Source organism: Streptomyces sp. NPDC031497, from assembly GCF_055580905.1.
In genome coordinates, this window is sequence record NZ_JBVIKO010000006.1 from 436,120 (window position 1) to 450,358 (window position 14,239).

At 69.0% G+C, this 14,239-nt stretch carries 12 protein-coding genes; 7 read left to right on the plus strand and 5 right to left on the minus strand.

The window, feature by feature from the left end:
• The first annotated feature begins 121 nt into the window (after positions 1–121).
• From ACZ5K7_RS15765 to ACZ5K7_RS15780, 4 genes are read left to right on the plus strand one after another with little or no spacing between them, the layout of a single operon-like run.
• The gene (locus tag ACZ5K7_RS15765) at positions 122–1,048 is read left to right on the plus strand and encodes an ABC transporter permease (protein WP_450972666.1); all 927 of its coding nucleotides are present in this window, start codon (positions 122–124) and stop codon (positions 1,046–1,048) included.
• Positions 1,041–1,979: an ABC transporter permease gene (locus tag ACZ5K7_RS15770; RefSeq protein WP_450972667.1), complete on the plus strand. Its 939-nt coding sequence runs from the start codon at positions 1,041–1,043 to the stop codon at positions 1,977–1,979. Before ACZ5K7_RS15765 ends, ACZ5K7_RS15770 begins: the two co-directional genes overlap by 8 nt.
• An 11-nt stretch (positions 1,980–1,990) precedes the next feature.
• Positions 1,991–3,052 (plus strand): ABC transporter ATP-binding protein, encoded by a 1,062-nt coding sequence (locus ACZ5K7_RS15775; protein WP_468913807.1) that lies wholly within the window; start codon positions 1,991–1,993, stop codon positions 3,050–3,052.
• Positions 3,045–4,193: an ABC transporter ATP-binding protein gene (locus ACZ5K7_RS15780; protein ID WP_450972669.1), complete on the plus strand. Its 1,149-nt coding sequence runs from the start codon at positions 3,045–3,047 to the stop codon at positions 4,191–4,193. Before ACZ5K7_RS15775 ends, ACZ5K7_RS15780 begins: the two co-directional genes overlap by 8 nt.
• Before the next feature lie 175 nt (positions 4,194–4,368).
• Here ACZ5K7_RS15780 and ACZ5K7_RS15785 read toward each other — a convergent pair whose 3' ends face one another.
• Genes ACZ5K7_RS15785 through ACZ5K7_RS15805 form a run of 5 tightly spaced genes read right to left on the minus strand, consistent with a single transcriptional unit; the run spans position 4,369 to position 10,269 of the window.
• Positions 4,369–5,361, minus strand: coding sequence for an oligopeptide/dipeptide ABC transporter ATP-binding protein (locus ACZ5K7_RS15785; RefSeq protein WP_468913810.1), 993 nt, complete (start codon positions 5,359–5,361; stop codon positions 4,369–4,371).
• Complete coding sequence (locus tag ACZ5K7_RS15790; RefSeq protein ID WP_468913812.1) at positions 5,358–6,353, minus strand: ABC transporter ATP-binding protein; 996 nt, start codon at positions 6,351–6,353, stop codon at positions 5,358–5,360. The genes ACZ5K7_RS15785 and ACZ5K7_RS15790 overlap by 4 nt, the downstream gene beginning before the upstream one ends.
• Positions 6,350–7,321, minus strand: coding sequence for an ABC transporter permease (locus ACZ5K7_RS15795; RefSeq protein WP_468913815.1), 972 nt, complete (start codon positions 7,319–7,321; stop codon positions 6,350–6,352). Before ACZ5K7_RS15795 ends, ACZ5K7_RS15790 begins: the two co-directional genes overlap by 4 nt.
• Complete coding sequence (locus ACZ5K7_RS15800; RefSeq protein ID WP_468913818.1) at positions 7,318–8,394, minus strand: ABC transporter permease; 1,077 nt, start codon at positions 8,392–8,394, stop codon at positions 7,318–7,320. The genes ACZ5K7_RS15795 and ACZ5K7_RS15800 overlap by 4 nt, the downstream gene beginning before the upstream one ends.
• Before the next feature lie 3 nt (positions 8,395–8,397).
• Positions 8,398–10,269: an ABC transporter substrate-binding protein gene (locus ACZ5K7_RS15805; RefSeq protein WP_468913819.1), complete on the minus strand. Its 1,872-nt coding sequence runs from the start codon at positions 10,267–10,269 to the stop codon at positions 8,398–8,400.
• A 432-nt stretch (positions 10,270–10,701) separates the two neighbouring features.
• On the opposite strand from ACZ5K7_RS15805, the gene ACZ5K7_RS15810 reads away from it, so the two are divergent.
• From ACZ5K7_RS15810 to ACZ5K7_RS15820, 3 genes are read left to right on the plus strand one after another with little or no spacing between them, the layout of a single operon-like run.
• Complete coding sequence (locus ACZ5K7_RS15810) at positions 10,702–12,333, plus strand: peptide ABC transporter substrate-binding protein (protein ID WP_468913822.1); 1,632 nt, start codon at positions 10,702–10,704, stop codon at positions 12,331–12,333.
• 6 nt (positions 12,334–12,339) lie between these two features.
• On the plus strand, positions 12,340–13,263 hold the full coding sequence (locus ACZ5K7_RS15815) for an ABC transporter permease (RefSeq protein ID WP_351704642.1): 924 nt from the start codon (positions 12,340–12,342) through the stop codon (positions 13,261–13,263).
• On the plus strand, positions 13,256–14,236 hold the full coding sequence (locus ACZ5K7_RS15820) for an ABC transporter permease (RefSeq protein WP_468913825.1): 981 nt from the start codon (positions 13,256–13,258) through the stop codon (positions 14,234–14,236). The genes ACZ5K7_RS15815 and ACZ5K7_RS15820 overlap by 8 nt, the downstream gene beginning before the upstream one ends.
• Positions 14,237–14,239 lie beyond the last annotated feature (3 nt).

Sequence of the window (14,239 nt, forward strand, 5' to 3'; positions counted from 1 at the left end):
GCGGTACGGGGTGAGCAGGGGGAGGAATAGCCTTCCCCTGCTCACTCCTGCTGCCGTCTTCCGTCCGACCGTGCCGTCCCCCCGGCCGCGGTCGGGCCGAGCACCCCCCTCTGGAGTACCCATGGGCCGATACGTCGTGCGCCGCCTCCTGCAGGTGATCCCTGTGGTGATAGGCGTCACGTTCATCATCTTCTGCCTGGTCTTCGCTCTGCCCGGCGACCCCATCCAGGCACTGGCCGGCGACAAGCGCGCCGACCCCAACATCGCGGCGATCCTTCGCGCGCACTACCACCTCAACGAGCCGCTCTATCTGCAGTACTGGCACTACATCAGCGGCGTCTTCACCGGCAACCTCGGCGAGACGTACAACGGACGTGCCATCTCGGACATCGTCTCCGAGCGGTTCCCCGTCACCCTGAAGCTGGGTCTGACGTCGTTCGCCATCGAGGCCGTCATCGGCATCGTCGCGGGCATTTTCTCCGCCCTGAAGAAGGGCAAGTTCATCGACAACGTCGTGCTCATCTCGACGCTCGTGCTGATCTCCATCCCGGTCTTCGTGCTCGGTAGCGTGCTTCAGCTGGAGTTCGGCGTGAACCTGAAGATCACGCCGGTCGCCGGTATCGAGAAGGGCTGGCCGCAGAGTTACATCCTGCCCGCCATCGTGCTCGCCTCGACCTCCATGGCCTACATCTCGCGCCTGGTACGGACGAGCATGACGGAGTCGATCCGCGCGGACTACGTCCGTACGGCGATCGCCAAGGGTCTGCCGACCCGGCGGGTCATCGGCGTACACGCGATGCGCAACTCCCTGATCCCCGTGGTCACCTTCCTGGGCTTCGACCTCGGCGCTCTCATGGGCGGCGCGATCATCACCGAGCGCGTGTTCAACATGCCCGGTATCGGCGGTCAGCTGGCCCAGTCCGTCTATCTGCGCGAGCGGCCGGTCGTCGTCGGTCTGGTGACCCTGCTGGTGCTGATCTACCTGGTCGCCAACCTCCTCGTAGACCTGCTGTACGCCGTGCTCGACCCGAGGATCCGTTATGAGTGAGAAGACGATAGAGAGGCCCACCACCGACGAGGCCGCCATCGCCAAGGAGATCGAGGCCGAGGAGAAGGCTGCGGCCCGTCAGGCGAGCCTGCTCAAGGACGGCTGGGCGGATCTCCGCAAGCGGCCCATGTTCATCGTGACGGCCCTCATCATCGTGGGTCTGCTCGCTCTGGCCATCGCGCCCAGCCTGTTCACGAGCCGTTCTCCGTTCTCGGACGGTTTCTGCCAGCTGCAGAACTCCATGACCGGGCCGTCGTCCGGACACTTGTTCGGGTTTGACGTCCAGGGCTGCGACATCTACACGCGGACCGTGTACGGCACCCGCAACTCGATCGTCGTCGGCGTGGTGACGACCGTGGTCACCACCCTGATCGGCGGTCTGCTGGGCATGCTGGCCGGTCTGCTGGGCGGCTGGATCGACGCGGTGCTGTCCCGGATCACCGAGGTCTTCTCGGCGCTCCCGCTCATCATCGGCGGCCTGCTGATCATGTCCATCTGGGGCGGCGGCGACGTGTGGTCGGTGTCGTTCATCATGGCGATCCTCGGCTGGCCCCAGGTCTTCAGGATCATGCGCGGCGAGGTCATCGGCAACAAGTACAACGACTACGTGATGGCTGCCCGGGCACTGGGCGCCGACTCGTGGCGGATCGCGTTCCGGCACATCCTGCCGAACACGCTCGCCCCCGTCATCGTCATCACCACCATGAACCTCGGTGTCTACATCGCCGCCGAGGCCGCCCTGTCCTACCTGGGCATCGGCATCCAGTACCCGAACATCTCCTGGGGTGTCATGATCAGCGACGCCCAGGACCGGTTCCTGACCAATCCGCACGCGCTGCTGTTCCCGGCAGGTGCGCTGAGCATCACCGTGCTCGCGTTCATCGTGCTCGGCGACGTGGTCCGCGACGCCTTCGACCCCAAGACGCGCTGAGGGAGGCGTACGTGACCATCATCGACCCGACGGACGCCGTCCCGGCTCCCCGTCCCGGCGACCCGGAGCGAACCGGCCCGCTGCTCGAGGTGCGCGATCTGCACGTCGAGTTCCAGACCCGTGAGGGCGTGGTCCGCGCCGTCAACGGCGTCAACTACTCCGTGAACTCGGGGGAGACCCTCGCCGTGCTCGGCGAGTCCGGCTCGGGCAAGTCCGTGACCGCGCAGGCGATCATGGGCATCCTGGACATGCCGCCGGCCCGCATCCCACAGGGAGAGATCCGCTTCTACGGCCAGGACATGCTCACCATGTCCCACGAGGAGCGGCGCAAGCTGCGCGGCGCCCGGATCGCGATGATCTTCCAGGACGCGCTCTCCGCGCTCAACCCCGTGCTCAGCGTGGGATACCAGCTCGGTGAGATGTTCCGAGTCCACCAGGGCATGTCCCGCAAGGCGGCCAAGGCCAAGGCCGTCGAGCTGATGGACCGGGTGAAGATCCCGGCCGCCGCGGCCCGGGTGAACGACTACCCGCACCAGTTCTCCGGCGGTATGCGCCAGCGCATCATGATCGCGATGGCGCTCGCCCTGGAGCCGGACCTGATCATCGCCGACGAGCCGACCACGGCCCTCGACGTGACGGTCCAGGCCCAGGTCATGGACCTGCTCGCGGACCTGCAGCGCGAGTACCAGATGGGCCTGATCCTCATCACCCACGACCTCGGTGTCGTGGCGGACGTGGCCGACAAGATCGCCGTGATGTACGCGGGCCGGATCGTGGAGACGGCGCCGGTGCACGAGCTGTACAAGCGGCCCGCGCATCCCTACACCCGGGGTCTGCTGGACTCGATCCCGCGCCTGGACCAGAAGGGCCAGGAGCTCTACGCGATCAAGGGTCTGCCGCCCAACCTGCTCAAGGTGCCCAGCGGTTGTGCCTTCAACCCGCGGTGTGAGAAGGCGCAGGACATCTGCCGCACCGACCGTCCGGTGCTGGTCCCGGTGACCGAGCAGGACGGCACGGAACTGCCGGGCCGCGCCAGCGCGTGCCACTTCTGGAAGGAGACGATCCATGGCTGAGTCGACCAAGGCCGGCGAGCCGACGGACGCGACGCCGAACGTCTCCGACGTCGAGGTCGTGGACGTGCACACCGAGGACGAGGCGGTCGCCGCCCTGGAGTCTCCGGTGGACCGGGGCGAACCGATCCTGCAGGTGCGCAACCTCGTCAAGCACTTCCCGCTGACGCAGGGGATCCTCTTCAAGCGGCAGGTCGGCGCGGTGAAGGCCGTCGACGGCGTCTCCTTCGACCTGTACCAGGGCGAGACCCTGGGCGTCGTGGGCGAGTCCGGCTGCGGCAAGTCGACGGTGGCCAAGCTCCTGATGAACCTGGAGCGGGCCACGGCCGGCGAGATCTTCTACAAGGGCCAGGACATCACCAGGCTCTCCGGCAAGGCCCTCAAGGCCGTTCGCCGGAACATCCAGATGATCTTCCAGGACCCGTACACCTCGCTCAACCCCCGGATGACGGTCGGCGACATCATCGGCGAGCCCTACGACATCCACCCCGAGGTGGCCCCCAAGGGCGACCGGCGCAAGCGGGTCAAGGACCTGCTGGACGTCGTGGGTCTCAACCCCGAGTACATCAACCGGTACCCGCACCAGTTCTCCGGCGGACAGCGGCAGCGCATCGGCATCGCGCGCGGACTGGCGCTCAACCCGGAGATCATCATCTGCGACGAACCGGTCTCCGCCCTCGACGTGTCCGTCCAGGCACAGGTCATCAACCTGATGGAGCGGCTGCAGGACGAGTTCAACCTCTCCTACATCTTCATCGCCCACGACCTGTCGATCGTCCGGCACATCTCGGACCGGGTCGGGGTCATGTACCTCGGCAAGATCGCCGAGATCGGCTCGGACGAGCAGATCTACGAGCACCCGACGCACCCCTACACCCAGGCTCTGCTGTCGGCCGTGCCCGTGCCGGATCCGCACGACCGTGAGCAGCGCGAGCGGATCATCCTCACCGGCGACGTGCCCTCTCCGGCCAACCCGCCGTCCGGCTGCCGCTTCCGCACCCGCTGCTGGAAGGCCGAGGACAAGTGCGCCCAGGAGGTTCCGCTGCTGGCGATCCCCGAGCGCTTCAAGTCCTCGGACACCCCGGCGGCGCACGAGTCGGCCTGCCACTTCGCCGAGGAGAAGGACGTCGTCCACGCGGCCTGACGTCCCGGCACCACCACCACCGGTTCCCGGTACCTCCTTCAGGGGTACCGGGAACCGGCATGTTCCGAGGAGACCGTCCGGATGCTGCATCGTGCCCAGCACTACGCGGCCTATCTCGTGAACACCGACGGCTTCGAGGTGGAACTGGTCGCCGCCGACGGACCGCCGCCCGGCCTCACGCCGTGATCCGGGCCCGTGCCCAGTGGCACGCCACCTGTGCGCCGCCCGCTCCGCCCAGCACCTCCAGGTCCTGGCCCCGGCAGGCGTCCGCGACGCCCGCCCGCTCCGCCTCGCCGCTCGCCAGGATCTGACAGCGGACGTGGAAACGGCAGCCCGCGGGGATACGGGAGGGGTCGGGGGGCTCGCCGGTCAGCACCACGCGCTCGCCCGGCGCCTCGGGCAGCACCGACAACAGCGCCTGGGTGTAAGGATGCCGGGGAGCCGTCAGGACCTGTTCGACGTCGCCCGTCTCCACGATCCGGCCCAGGTACATCACCGCGACCCGGTCGGCGATGTTCCAGGCCAGACCCAGGTCATGGGTGACCACCAGCGCGGCCAGGCCCAGCTCGGCGCGCAGCCGCAGCAGCAGCGCCAGGATCTCGCCGCGCACGGAGGCGTCGAGGGAGGCCACCGGCTCGTCGGCGACGATCAGTTCGGGTTCCAGGACCAGCGCGCCCGCGATCACCACGCGCTGGCGCTGCCCTCCGGACAGCTCGTGCGGGTAGCGCAGGAAGAAGCGTTCCGGTGGACGCAGTCCCGCGTGGCCGAGCGCCTCGGCGACCTTCGCCCGCTCGTTTCCCGTGAGGCCGTGGATCCGCAGCCCCTCGGCCACGGCGTCGTACACCGTGTGCCGGGGGTTCAGCGAGCCGGTCGGATCCTGCAGCACCAGCTGCACCCGCCTGCGGTACGCCCGCAGCGCCCGCGAGGAGTACTCCAGGGGCTTCCCGGCGAAGGAGATCCGTCCCGCGGTCGGCGTCACGAGGCCGAGCAGCGAGCGCGCCAGCGTCGTCTTGCCGCAGCCGGACTCGCCGACCAGCGCCACGATCTCCCCGGCCCGGATGTCCAGTTCGACGCCGTCCACGGCCCGGGCCCCCGGGGCGCCGTGGCGTCCGGGGAAGGTCACGTGGAGCCCCTGGGCGCTGAGCAGCGGCGGGGGTGTCGTCGTCATGAGGCGCTCCTCGTGTCCTCGGCCGCGGTGGTCGCTCCGGGCACCGCCCCTACGTGCACACAGGCGGCCCGGCGGCCCGGCTCGGCGTCCCGCAGCACCTGGTCCTGCGTGGCACACCGGTCCAGTGCCACCGGACAGCGCGGATGGAACGCGCAGCCCAAGGGCAGTGCGGACGGGTCGGGCGGGTCACCGGCCAGGCCGCACGGGGCGAACCGGGAGGCGGGGTCGCCGACGCGCGGGAACGCCGCCGACAGCGCCTTGGCGTACGGGTGCCGGGCGTCCTCGTAGACCTGGCGGGCCGGGCCCTCCTCGACGACACGGCCCGCGTACATCACCGTGAGCCGGTCGCAGGTGTCGGCGAGCACCGCCAGATCGTGGCTGATCATGATCAGGCCCACGTCCTGCTCCGCCACGAGCTGTTCGATCAGCCGCAGGATCTGTGCCTGGATCATCACGTCCAGGGCCGTGGTCGGCTCGTCCGCGATGATCAGCCGTGGGTCGCAGGCCAGCGCCATGGCGATCATCACCCGCTGGCGCTGCCCTCCGGACAGCTCGTGCGGGTACGCCGAGGCACGGGACGCCGGCAGACCCACGTGGTCCAGCAGCTCGCCGGTCCGTCTGCGTGCCGCGGCCGCCGTCGCCCTGCGGTGCAGCAGGATCGGCTCGGCGATCTGATCGCCGACGCGGTGCACCGGATTGAGCGAGTGCATCGCCCCCTGGAAGACGATCGAGGCGCCCGCCCAGCGCACCGCCCGTACCTGCCCCCACCGCATGGCCAGCACGTCCTCGCCGTTCAGCACGACCTCCCCGGACACCCGTGTCCCGGCCGGCAGCAGTCTGAGCAGCGCGAGGGCCAGCGTGGACTTGCCGCAGCCCGACTCGCCCGCGATGCCGAGCTTGCGCCCCGCCGCCAGCGACAGGTCCACACCCCGCACCGCGTCCGCTCCGCCGGGGTAGGTCACCTCCAGGTTCCGGACCTCCAGCAGCGTCAACGGGCCACCCCCAGCCTGGGATTGAGGACGGACTCCACCGCGCGCCCGCACAGCGTGAACGCCAGTGCGACCGCCGCGATCGCGATGCCCGGCGGTACCAGATACCACCAGTCCCCGGCGCTGACCGCCCCCGCCTCCCGCGCGTCCTGCAGCAGCCCGCCCCACGAGATGACCGTCGGATCACCGAGGCCGAGGAAGGCCAGCGTCGCCTCGGCGAGGACCGACGAGGAGATCATCAGGGTGGTCTGGGCGAGGACCAGCGGCATCACGTTGGGCAGCACATGCCGGGTCATCACGTGCCAGTGGCCGCCGCCGAGCGCCCTGGCCCGTTCGATGTACGGCCGGGACTCCACCGCGAGCGTCTGCGCGCGCACCAGCCGGGCCGTGGTCGGCCAGGAGGTGACGCCGATGGCGAGGATCACCGTGCCCAGCGACCGGGACATCACCGTGGCCAGCGCGATGGCGAGCACCAGCGCCGGCATCACCAGGAACCAGTCCGTGATCCGCATCAGCACGGTCGCGTACGCCCCCCGGAAGTGCCCGGAGGTGACACCGACGACCGTACCGATCACCACCGACAGCACCGCCGCCAGCAGCCCCACCAGGAGCGAGATCCGCGACCCCCACACCACCAGGCCCAGCAGATCGCGCCCGAACCGGTCGGTGCCCAGCGGGAACTCACCGCTCGGCGCCTCCAGCGGACCGCCCGGCGCGGTGGTCACCGCGGCCACGTCGGAGCCGACCGTCAGGGGCGCGGTCAGCGCCACCAGGGCGAACAGGACGAGCGCGGTCAGGCCGACCAGCCCGGCGCGGTGGGTGCGGTACTGCCGCCAGAACCGCAGGGCGGAGCGGCGGCGGCGCTGCCAGGCCAGCGCGTGCGGCCCGGCGCCCTCGGGAGCCCGGGCCTCGGGAGCCCCGGCCCCTGGAGCCCCGGTCTCCGGTGTCGGCGGGGTGGCCTCGGTCGTCATCGGCCCACCCGGGGGTCGAGCAGCGGATAGACCAGGTCGGCCAGAGTGTTCATGATGATCACCGCCGAGGCGAAGAAGAGGAACAGCCCCTGCACCAGGGGCAGGTCGGGCACGCTCAGGGCCTGGTAGAAGAGTCCGCCGAGGCCCGGCCAGGAGAACACGGTCTCGACCAGGATGACGCCCGCGACGGTCCGGCCGAGGTTGACGAAGACCAGGGTGACCGTGGGCAGCAGCGCGTTCGGTACCGCGTGCCGGCGGCGCACCAGGTCGTCCCTCAGGCCCTTGGCGCGGGCGGTGGTGAGGTAGTCGCTGCCCATCTCGTCGAGCAGTGCCGAGCGGGTGACCAGCAGCGTCTGCCCGTACTCGACCGCGACGAGGGTGAGCACCGGCAGGACGAGATGGTGGGCGACGTCGAGGACGTAGGCGAAGCCCTCCTTGCCGCCCGTCTCCATGCCGCCGGTCGGGAACAGCCCGGGGACGGGGCCGAGGCCCACACCGAACACGATGATCGCCAGCAGGCCGAGCCAGAACGACGGCACGGAGTACAGGACCAGCGCCAGGCCGGTGTTGAGCCGGTCGCCGAGCCGGCCGTGCCGCCATGCCGAACGGGTGCCGAGGAACATGCCGAGCGCGGTGTAGAGCACGAAGGCCGTGCCGGTCAGCAGCAGCGTGTTCGGCAGCGCCTCGCCGATCTTGTCGACGACCGGGGCGCGGAACTGGTACGACGTGCCCAGGTCGCCGGTGAGCGCCTTGCGGCAGTAGTCCGTGAACTGCTCCCACACCGGCAGGTCGAGCCCGAACTCCTTGCGGTACTCGGCCAGTTGCGCGGCCGAGACCGGCCGGCCGCCCGTCATGGTCTTGACCGGGTCGCCGGGGATCAGCCGGAAGAGGAAGAAGCCGGTGACGAGGACGGCGAGCAGCGAGACGGCGGCACCGCCCGCCTTGGCCGCCCCGTAGCGCAGATACGCGGCGGCCGTGCGTGCCCGCGGCCCGCGGGCCGCCGGACCGTCCGGAACCGGTACGGCGGCCGTGTCGGCCGACGCGGACACCGCGTCGCGAGCAGTCGGCTGCATGGGCTACTCGCGGTCGTCGGCGGTGGCGCGGCGGCGCCGCGCGAAGAACGCTCCGGCACCGGCGAGGACCACGACACCGGCGACGATACCGATGACGACGCCGGTCGAACTGCCCCCGGAGGAGCTTCCGGAGCCCGCCGGTACCGCCGACCACCAGCTCCAGTAGCCGTCCTGGCCGTAGATGTTGCCGGCGGCCTTGGGCATGGTCTCGATCGACTTGATCTGGTCGGTGCGGTAGGCCTCGACGGCGTTCGGGTACGCCATGACGTTCATGTACCCCAGGTCGTACAGCCGCGACTCCATCTGCTTGACGACAGTGGCCCGTTCGGCGGAGTCGTACTCGGCGAGCTGCTTGGCGTACAGGTCGTCGTACGTCTTGTCGCAGACGAAGTTGTCGGTCGCGCCGGTGTCCTTCGGGGTGGCGGGCAGGGCGGCGCAGGTGTGGATGGACAGCACGTAGTCCGGGTCGGGGTTGACGGACCAGCCGTCGAAGGCCAGGTCGTACTTGCCCGCGAGCCAGGGGTCGGTGACGTTGTCCAGGCAGTCGAGGGTCGTGCCGATGCCGAGCTCGGCCCACCACTCCTTGAGGTACTGGCCCACGGCCTTGTCGTTGGGGTCGGTGGCGTGGCACAGGACGCGGTAGTTCAGCGGCTTGCCGTCCTTGCCGACCCGTTTGCCGTCGGCGTTCTTCTTGTAGCCGGCCTGGTCGAGGAGCTGGGCGGCCTTCGCGGGGTCGTAGGCGAGTTCCTGGCCGGCCGACGGCTTCCAGAAGTACGTGGAGAAGCGCGGCGGCAGGTAGCCCTGGCCTTCGACCGCGTGTCCCTGGAACACCTTGTCGACGATGGTCTTCCGGTCGACGGCCAGGAACAGCGCGTGTCGCACCCGCTCGTCGAGCAGGGAGGGGTCGCCGTCGCCGAACTTCTGGCCGTTCTTCGCCTGTGCGCCCGGGTTGGTGGCGAGGGCGTAGAAGCGGCGGCCCGGGGCGTCGTTGACGTGGATGTCCTTCTGCCCCTGGAGGGAGGACGCCTGAGCGGGCGTCAGGGCGGGTGCGCCCGCGACGAAGGAGACCTCGCCCTTGCGCAGCGCGGCCACGGCGGCGTCCTGGTCCTTGTAGTACTTGAAGACCAGCTCGTCGAACTTGGGGGCCCCGCGCCAGAAGTCCTTGTTGGCCCTGAGCCGGACGTAGCTGTCCGCCTTGTAGTCGGTGAGGACGAACGGCCCGTCGCCGACGACGGGGAACTTGTCGTCGTTGTTGAACTTCGAGAAGTCCGAGACGTTCTTCCAGATGTGCTCGGGCACGATCGGCACGTCCAGGGCGGTCATCGTGGCCTGCGGCTTCTTCAGTTCGATGACCAGCTTGGTGGGGCTCGGGGCCGTCACTCTGCGGAAGTTGGTGACGAAGTTGCCGTTCGCGGTGGCGGCCGCCTGGTCCGTCATCAGCTTGTCGAACGTGAATGCCGCGTCTTCGGCGGTCACCTTCTGCCCGTCCGACCACTTCGCGTCGGAGCGGATCGTGTACGTCCAGGTGAGCTTGTCGGCGGACGCGGCCCACTTGGTGGCCAGACCGGGGATCGGGTGCGCGTCCCCGGGGTCGTAGTCGGTGAGGTACTCGTACATCAGCCGCTGGAGGCTGGTGCTGAGCAGACGCACCGCCAGGAAGGGGCTCAGCGAGTCGACGCTCTGGGCCACCGCGACAGTGAGCACCTTGCCGCCCTGGGCGGCCTCGGCCTGTTGGGGCGCCGGGTCGAGCGGGGTCGCGAGCAGCGCCGAGACGGTCAGGGTGAGGGCGCCGGCGGCTGCCACGAGCCGGGGCGTACGGGGGCGTGGGCTTCTCGGGTGTGAACGCCTTGCGCTGTGCTGGGCTTGTGGGCTCATGGATCGTGACCTCGCGTCATCGCTCGCACAGGGACGGCTTGCTCGGACTCCAGGGCCGGATTCTCGCCTGGTGACGCCAGTGGGGTGATGAGTGTGTCTATCAGCGGCTGTCTGGGTGCGTCAACGGCGCGTGGATCCAGTGTGGCCTGCGGAAAAGGCGAGTTGACGCCCCATCGGATCATTATTGGTCTAGACCGGTAAAAGGGGCCTGGTGGGACGCTGGCGCCGCCTGATGCCGGATGCGGCCGCCGTGAAACGTGCCTCGTCATTGCGGGTGAACACGCGGCGAAGGCGCCGCCAGCCGGATGGCGCCACTCCTCCGGGTGGGTTGTCCTGCGGATGGGTGCAGTGAATATGTGTTATGCGCCATTTCTGATGATATTGACCGGTAGCGCACCACTCACGGATCACCCTTCACGGAGGAGGCACGCCATGCGTTCAGCCACGCACGCCCGATGGGCGGCCTGCGCGGCGGTGACGGCGCTCGCCGTCACGGCCTGCGGGGGCGGCGGCGGCAGCGGCGGGGGCGGCGGCGGCAGCGCCGTGCTCAGCTCCTCCTGGGGCGACCCGCAGAACCCCCTGGAGCCCGCCAACACCAACGAGGTCCAGGGCGGCAAGGTCCTCGACATGATCTTCCGGGGTCTGAAGAAGTACGACCCGAAGACCGGCAAGGCCCAGGACATGCTCGCCCAGAAGATCGACACGAGCGACTCGCAGAACTACACGATCACCGTCAAGAACGGCTGGACCTTCTCCAACGGCGAGAAGGTGACCGCCCACTCCTTCGTCGACGCCTGGAACTACGGGGCGAGCCTCAAGAACAACCAGAAGAACGCATACTTCTTCGGGTACATCGAGGGATACGACAAGGTCCACCCCGACAGCGGCAGCCAGAGCACCGAGGCGCTCTCCGGTCTGAAGGTCGTCGACGACCAGACCTTCACGGTGAAGCTGAACCAGAAGTTCTCCAGTTTCCCCGACACCCTCGGCTACGCGGCCTTCGCCCCGCTGCCCCGGTCCTTCTTCACCGACCACGCCGGCTGGCTGAAGCAGCCGGTCGGCAACGGGCCGTACAGCATCGAGTCGTACACCAAGGGCTCGCAGATGTCCCTGAAGAAATGGGACGGCTATCCCGGTCCCGACAAGGCGCAGAACGGCGGGGTCACCCTCAAGGTCTACACGGACAGCGACACCGCCTACACCGACCTGATCGCCGGCAACCTCGACCTCGTCGACGACGTTCCCGCCTCGCAGCTGAAGAACGTCAAGAACGATCTCGGTGACCGGTACATCAACACCCCGGCCGGCATCATCCAGACGCTCGCCTTCCCCTACTACGACAGCGCCTGGAACCAGAGCGGATCGGACAAGGTCCGCACCGGCCTTTCCATGGCCATCAACCGGAAGCAGATCACCGACACCATCTTCCGGAACACCCGCACCCCGGCCACCGACTGGACCTCGCCGGTGCTCGGCCTGGTGGGCGGCTTCAAGGAGGGGCTGTGCGGGAGCGCCTGTGACTACGACCCGGCGCAGGCCAAGAAGCTCGTCCAGGACGGCGGGGGGCTGCCCGGCGGACAGCTCAAGATCACGTACAACGCCGACACCGGCTCGCACAGGATGTGGGTGGACGCCGTGTGCAACTCCATCAACAACGCGCTCGGCAACGACAAGGCGTGCGTCGGGAATCCGGTGGGCACCTTCGCCGACTTCCGCAACCAGATCGGCCAGCACAAGATGACCGGCCCGTTCCGTGCGGGCTGGCAGATGGACTACCCGCTCATCCAGAACTTCCTCCAGCCGCTCTACTACACCAACGCCTCCTCCAACGACGGCAAGTGGTCCAACAAGGACTTCGACAAACTCGTCGACCAGGCCAACGCCGAGACGGACACCGGCAAGGCCGTCGGCACCTTCCAGAAGGCCGAGGAAGTCGTCCGCGACAACATGGCCGCCATTCCGCTCTGGTACCAGAACGGCAGCGCCGGCTACTCCGAGCGGCTCTCGAACGTGGCCCTCAATCCGTTCAGCGTCCCCGTGTACAACGAGATCAAGGTCAGCTGACACGGCATGGGGCGCTATGTCGTCCGGCGGCTGCTCCAGATGATCCCGGTGTTCATCGGGGCCACGCTGCTGATCTTCCTCATGGTCAACGTCATGGGCGACCCGATCGCCGGGCTGTGCGGAGAACGGGCCTGCGATCCGGCGACCGCCGCCCAGCTGAAGAAGGAGTTCGGACTCGACAAGCCGGTGTGGCAGCAATACCTCACCTACATGGGGAACGTCTTCACCGGGGACTTCGGTACGGCGTTCAACGGACAGCCGGTCACCGAGCTGATGTCCACCGCGTTCCCCGTCACCATCCGGCTGACGATCGTGGCCATCGTCTTCGAGGTCGTCATCGGCATCACCCTCGGCGTCCTCACCGGCCTGCGGCGCGGACGGCCCGTCGACACCGGGGTGCTGCTGGCGACCCTGGTCGTCATCTCGGTACCGACCTTCGTCACCGGCCTGCTGCTCCAGCTCCTGCTCGGCGTGGAGTGGGGCTGGATCAAACCCTCCGTCTCCCCAGACGCCACCTTCGGCGAGCTGATCGTGCCGGGGCTGGTCCTCGCCTCCGTGTCGCTCGCCTATGTCACCCGGCTGACCCGGACCTCCATCGCCGAGAACAGACGGAGCGACTACGTCCGTACGGCCGTCGCCAAGGGGCTGCCCCGGCACCGGGTCATCACCCGGCACCTGCTGCGCAACTCCCTCATCCCCGTCGTCACCTTCATCGGCACCGACATCGGCGCCCTCATGGGCGGTGCCATCGTCACCGAGCGGATCTTCAACATCCACGGCGTGGGCTACCAGCTCTACCAGGGGATCCTGCGCCAGAACACCCAGACGGTCGTGGGCTTCGTGACGGTGCTGGTCCTGGTGTTCCTGGTGGCCAACCTCCTGGTGGACCTGCTCTACGCCGTACTCGACCCGAGGATCCGCTATGCCTGAGCAGCCGTTCGAGCCGGACCGGGCCATCGCCGGGACGGGCATGGGCGGGGCGATGGACCTGGCGGCGAGCGAGGCGGAGACGCTGGAGCGGACACCCGGCGGACCGCTCGGCACCGGCCCGTCGGAGAAGCCACGCTCGCTCTGGTCCGACGCCTGGCGGGACCTGCGCCGCAACCCGGTCTTCATCGTCTCCGCCCTCGTCATCCTCTTCCTCGTCGTCATCTCCCTGTGGCCGTCCCTGATCGCCTCCGGCTCCCCCCTCAAGTGCGACCTCGCCAAGGCCCAGGAGGGCTCCCAGCCGGGCGCACCCTTCGGGTACGACGGACAGGGCTGCAACGTCTACACACGGACCGTCTACGGGGCCCGTACGTCCGTCACGGTGGGCGTCTGCGCCACGCTCGGCGTCGCGATCCTCGGGTCGGTGCTCGGCGGGCTCGCCGGGTTCTTCGGCGGGTTCTGGGACTCCGTGCTGTCCCGGATCACCGACGTCTTCTTCGCGATCCCGGTCGTCCTCGGCGGTCTCGTCCTGCTCTCCGTGGTGACCAGCAACACGGTCTGGCCGGTCATCGGGTTCATGGTGCTGCTCGGCTGGCCCCAGATCTCCCGGATCGCCCGCGGCTCGGTGATCACCGCCAAACAGAACGACTACGTCCAGGCCGCCCGCGCGCTCGGCGCCTCCAACTCCCGGATCCTGCTGCGGCACATCGCGCCCAACGCGGTGGCCCCCGTGATCGTCGTGGCCACCATCGCGCTCGGCACCTACATCGCGCTGGAGGCGACCCTGTCGTACCTCGGCGTCGGCCTGAAACCGCCCAGCGTCTCCTGGGGCATCGACATCTCCGCCGCCTCGCCCTACATCCGCAACGCCCCGCACGCGCTGCTGTGGCCCTCCGGAGCCCTCGCGCTCACCGTCCTGGCCTTCATCATGCTCGGCGACGCGGTGCGCGACGCCCTCGACCCGAAGCTGAGGTGAGCG

Bases quoted from the DNA above. Each gene is read 5' to 3' on its own strand.
- ACZ5K7_RS15780 (WP_450972669.1), top strand. From the start codon at position 3,045: ATGGCTGAGTCGACCAAGGCCGGCGAGCCGACGGACGCGACGCCGAAC.
- ACZ5K7_RS15770 (WP_450972667.1), top strand. From the start codon at position 1,041: ATGAGTGAGAAGACGATAGAGAGGCCCACCACCGACGAGGCCGCCATC.
- ACZ5K7_RS15820 (WP_468913825.1), top strand. From the start codon at position 13,256: ATGCCTGAGCAGCCGTTCGAGCCGGACCGGGCCATCGCCGGGACGGGC.
- ACZ5K7_RS15800 (WP_468913818.1), bottom strand. From the start codon at position 8,394: ATGCAGCCGACTGCTCGCGACGCGGTGTCCGCGTCGGCCGACACGGCC.
- ACZ5K7_RS15815 (WP_351704642.1), top strand. From the start codon at position 12,340: ATGGGGCGCTATGTCGTCCGGCGGCTGCTCCAGATGATCCCGGTGTTC.
- ACZ5K7_RS15810 (WP_468913822.1), top strand. From the start codon at position 10,702: ATGCGTTCAGCCACGCACGCCCGATGGGCGGCCTGCGCGGCGGTGACG.
- ACZ5K7_RS15765 (WP_450972666.1), top strand. From the start codon at position 122: ATGGGCCGATACGTCGTGCGCCGCCTCCTGCAGGTGATCCCTGTGGTG.
- ACZ5K7_RS15805 (WP_468913819.1), bottom strand. From the start codon at position 10,269: ATGAGCCCACAAGCCCAGCACAGCGCAAGGCGTTCACACCCGAGAAGC.
- ACZ5K7_RS15785 (WP_468913810.1), bottom strand. From the start codon at position 5,361: ATGACGACGACACCCCCGCCGCTGCTCAGCGCCCAGGGGCTCCACGTG.
- ACZ5K7_RS15795 (WP_468913815.1), bottom strand. From the start codon at position 7,321: ATGACGACCGAGGCCACCCCGCCGACACCGGAGACCGGGGCTCCAGGG.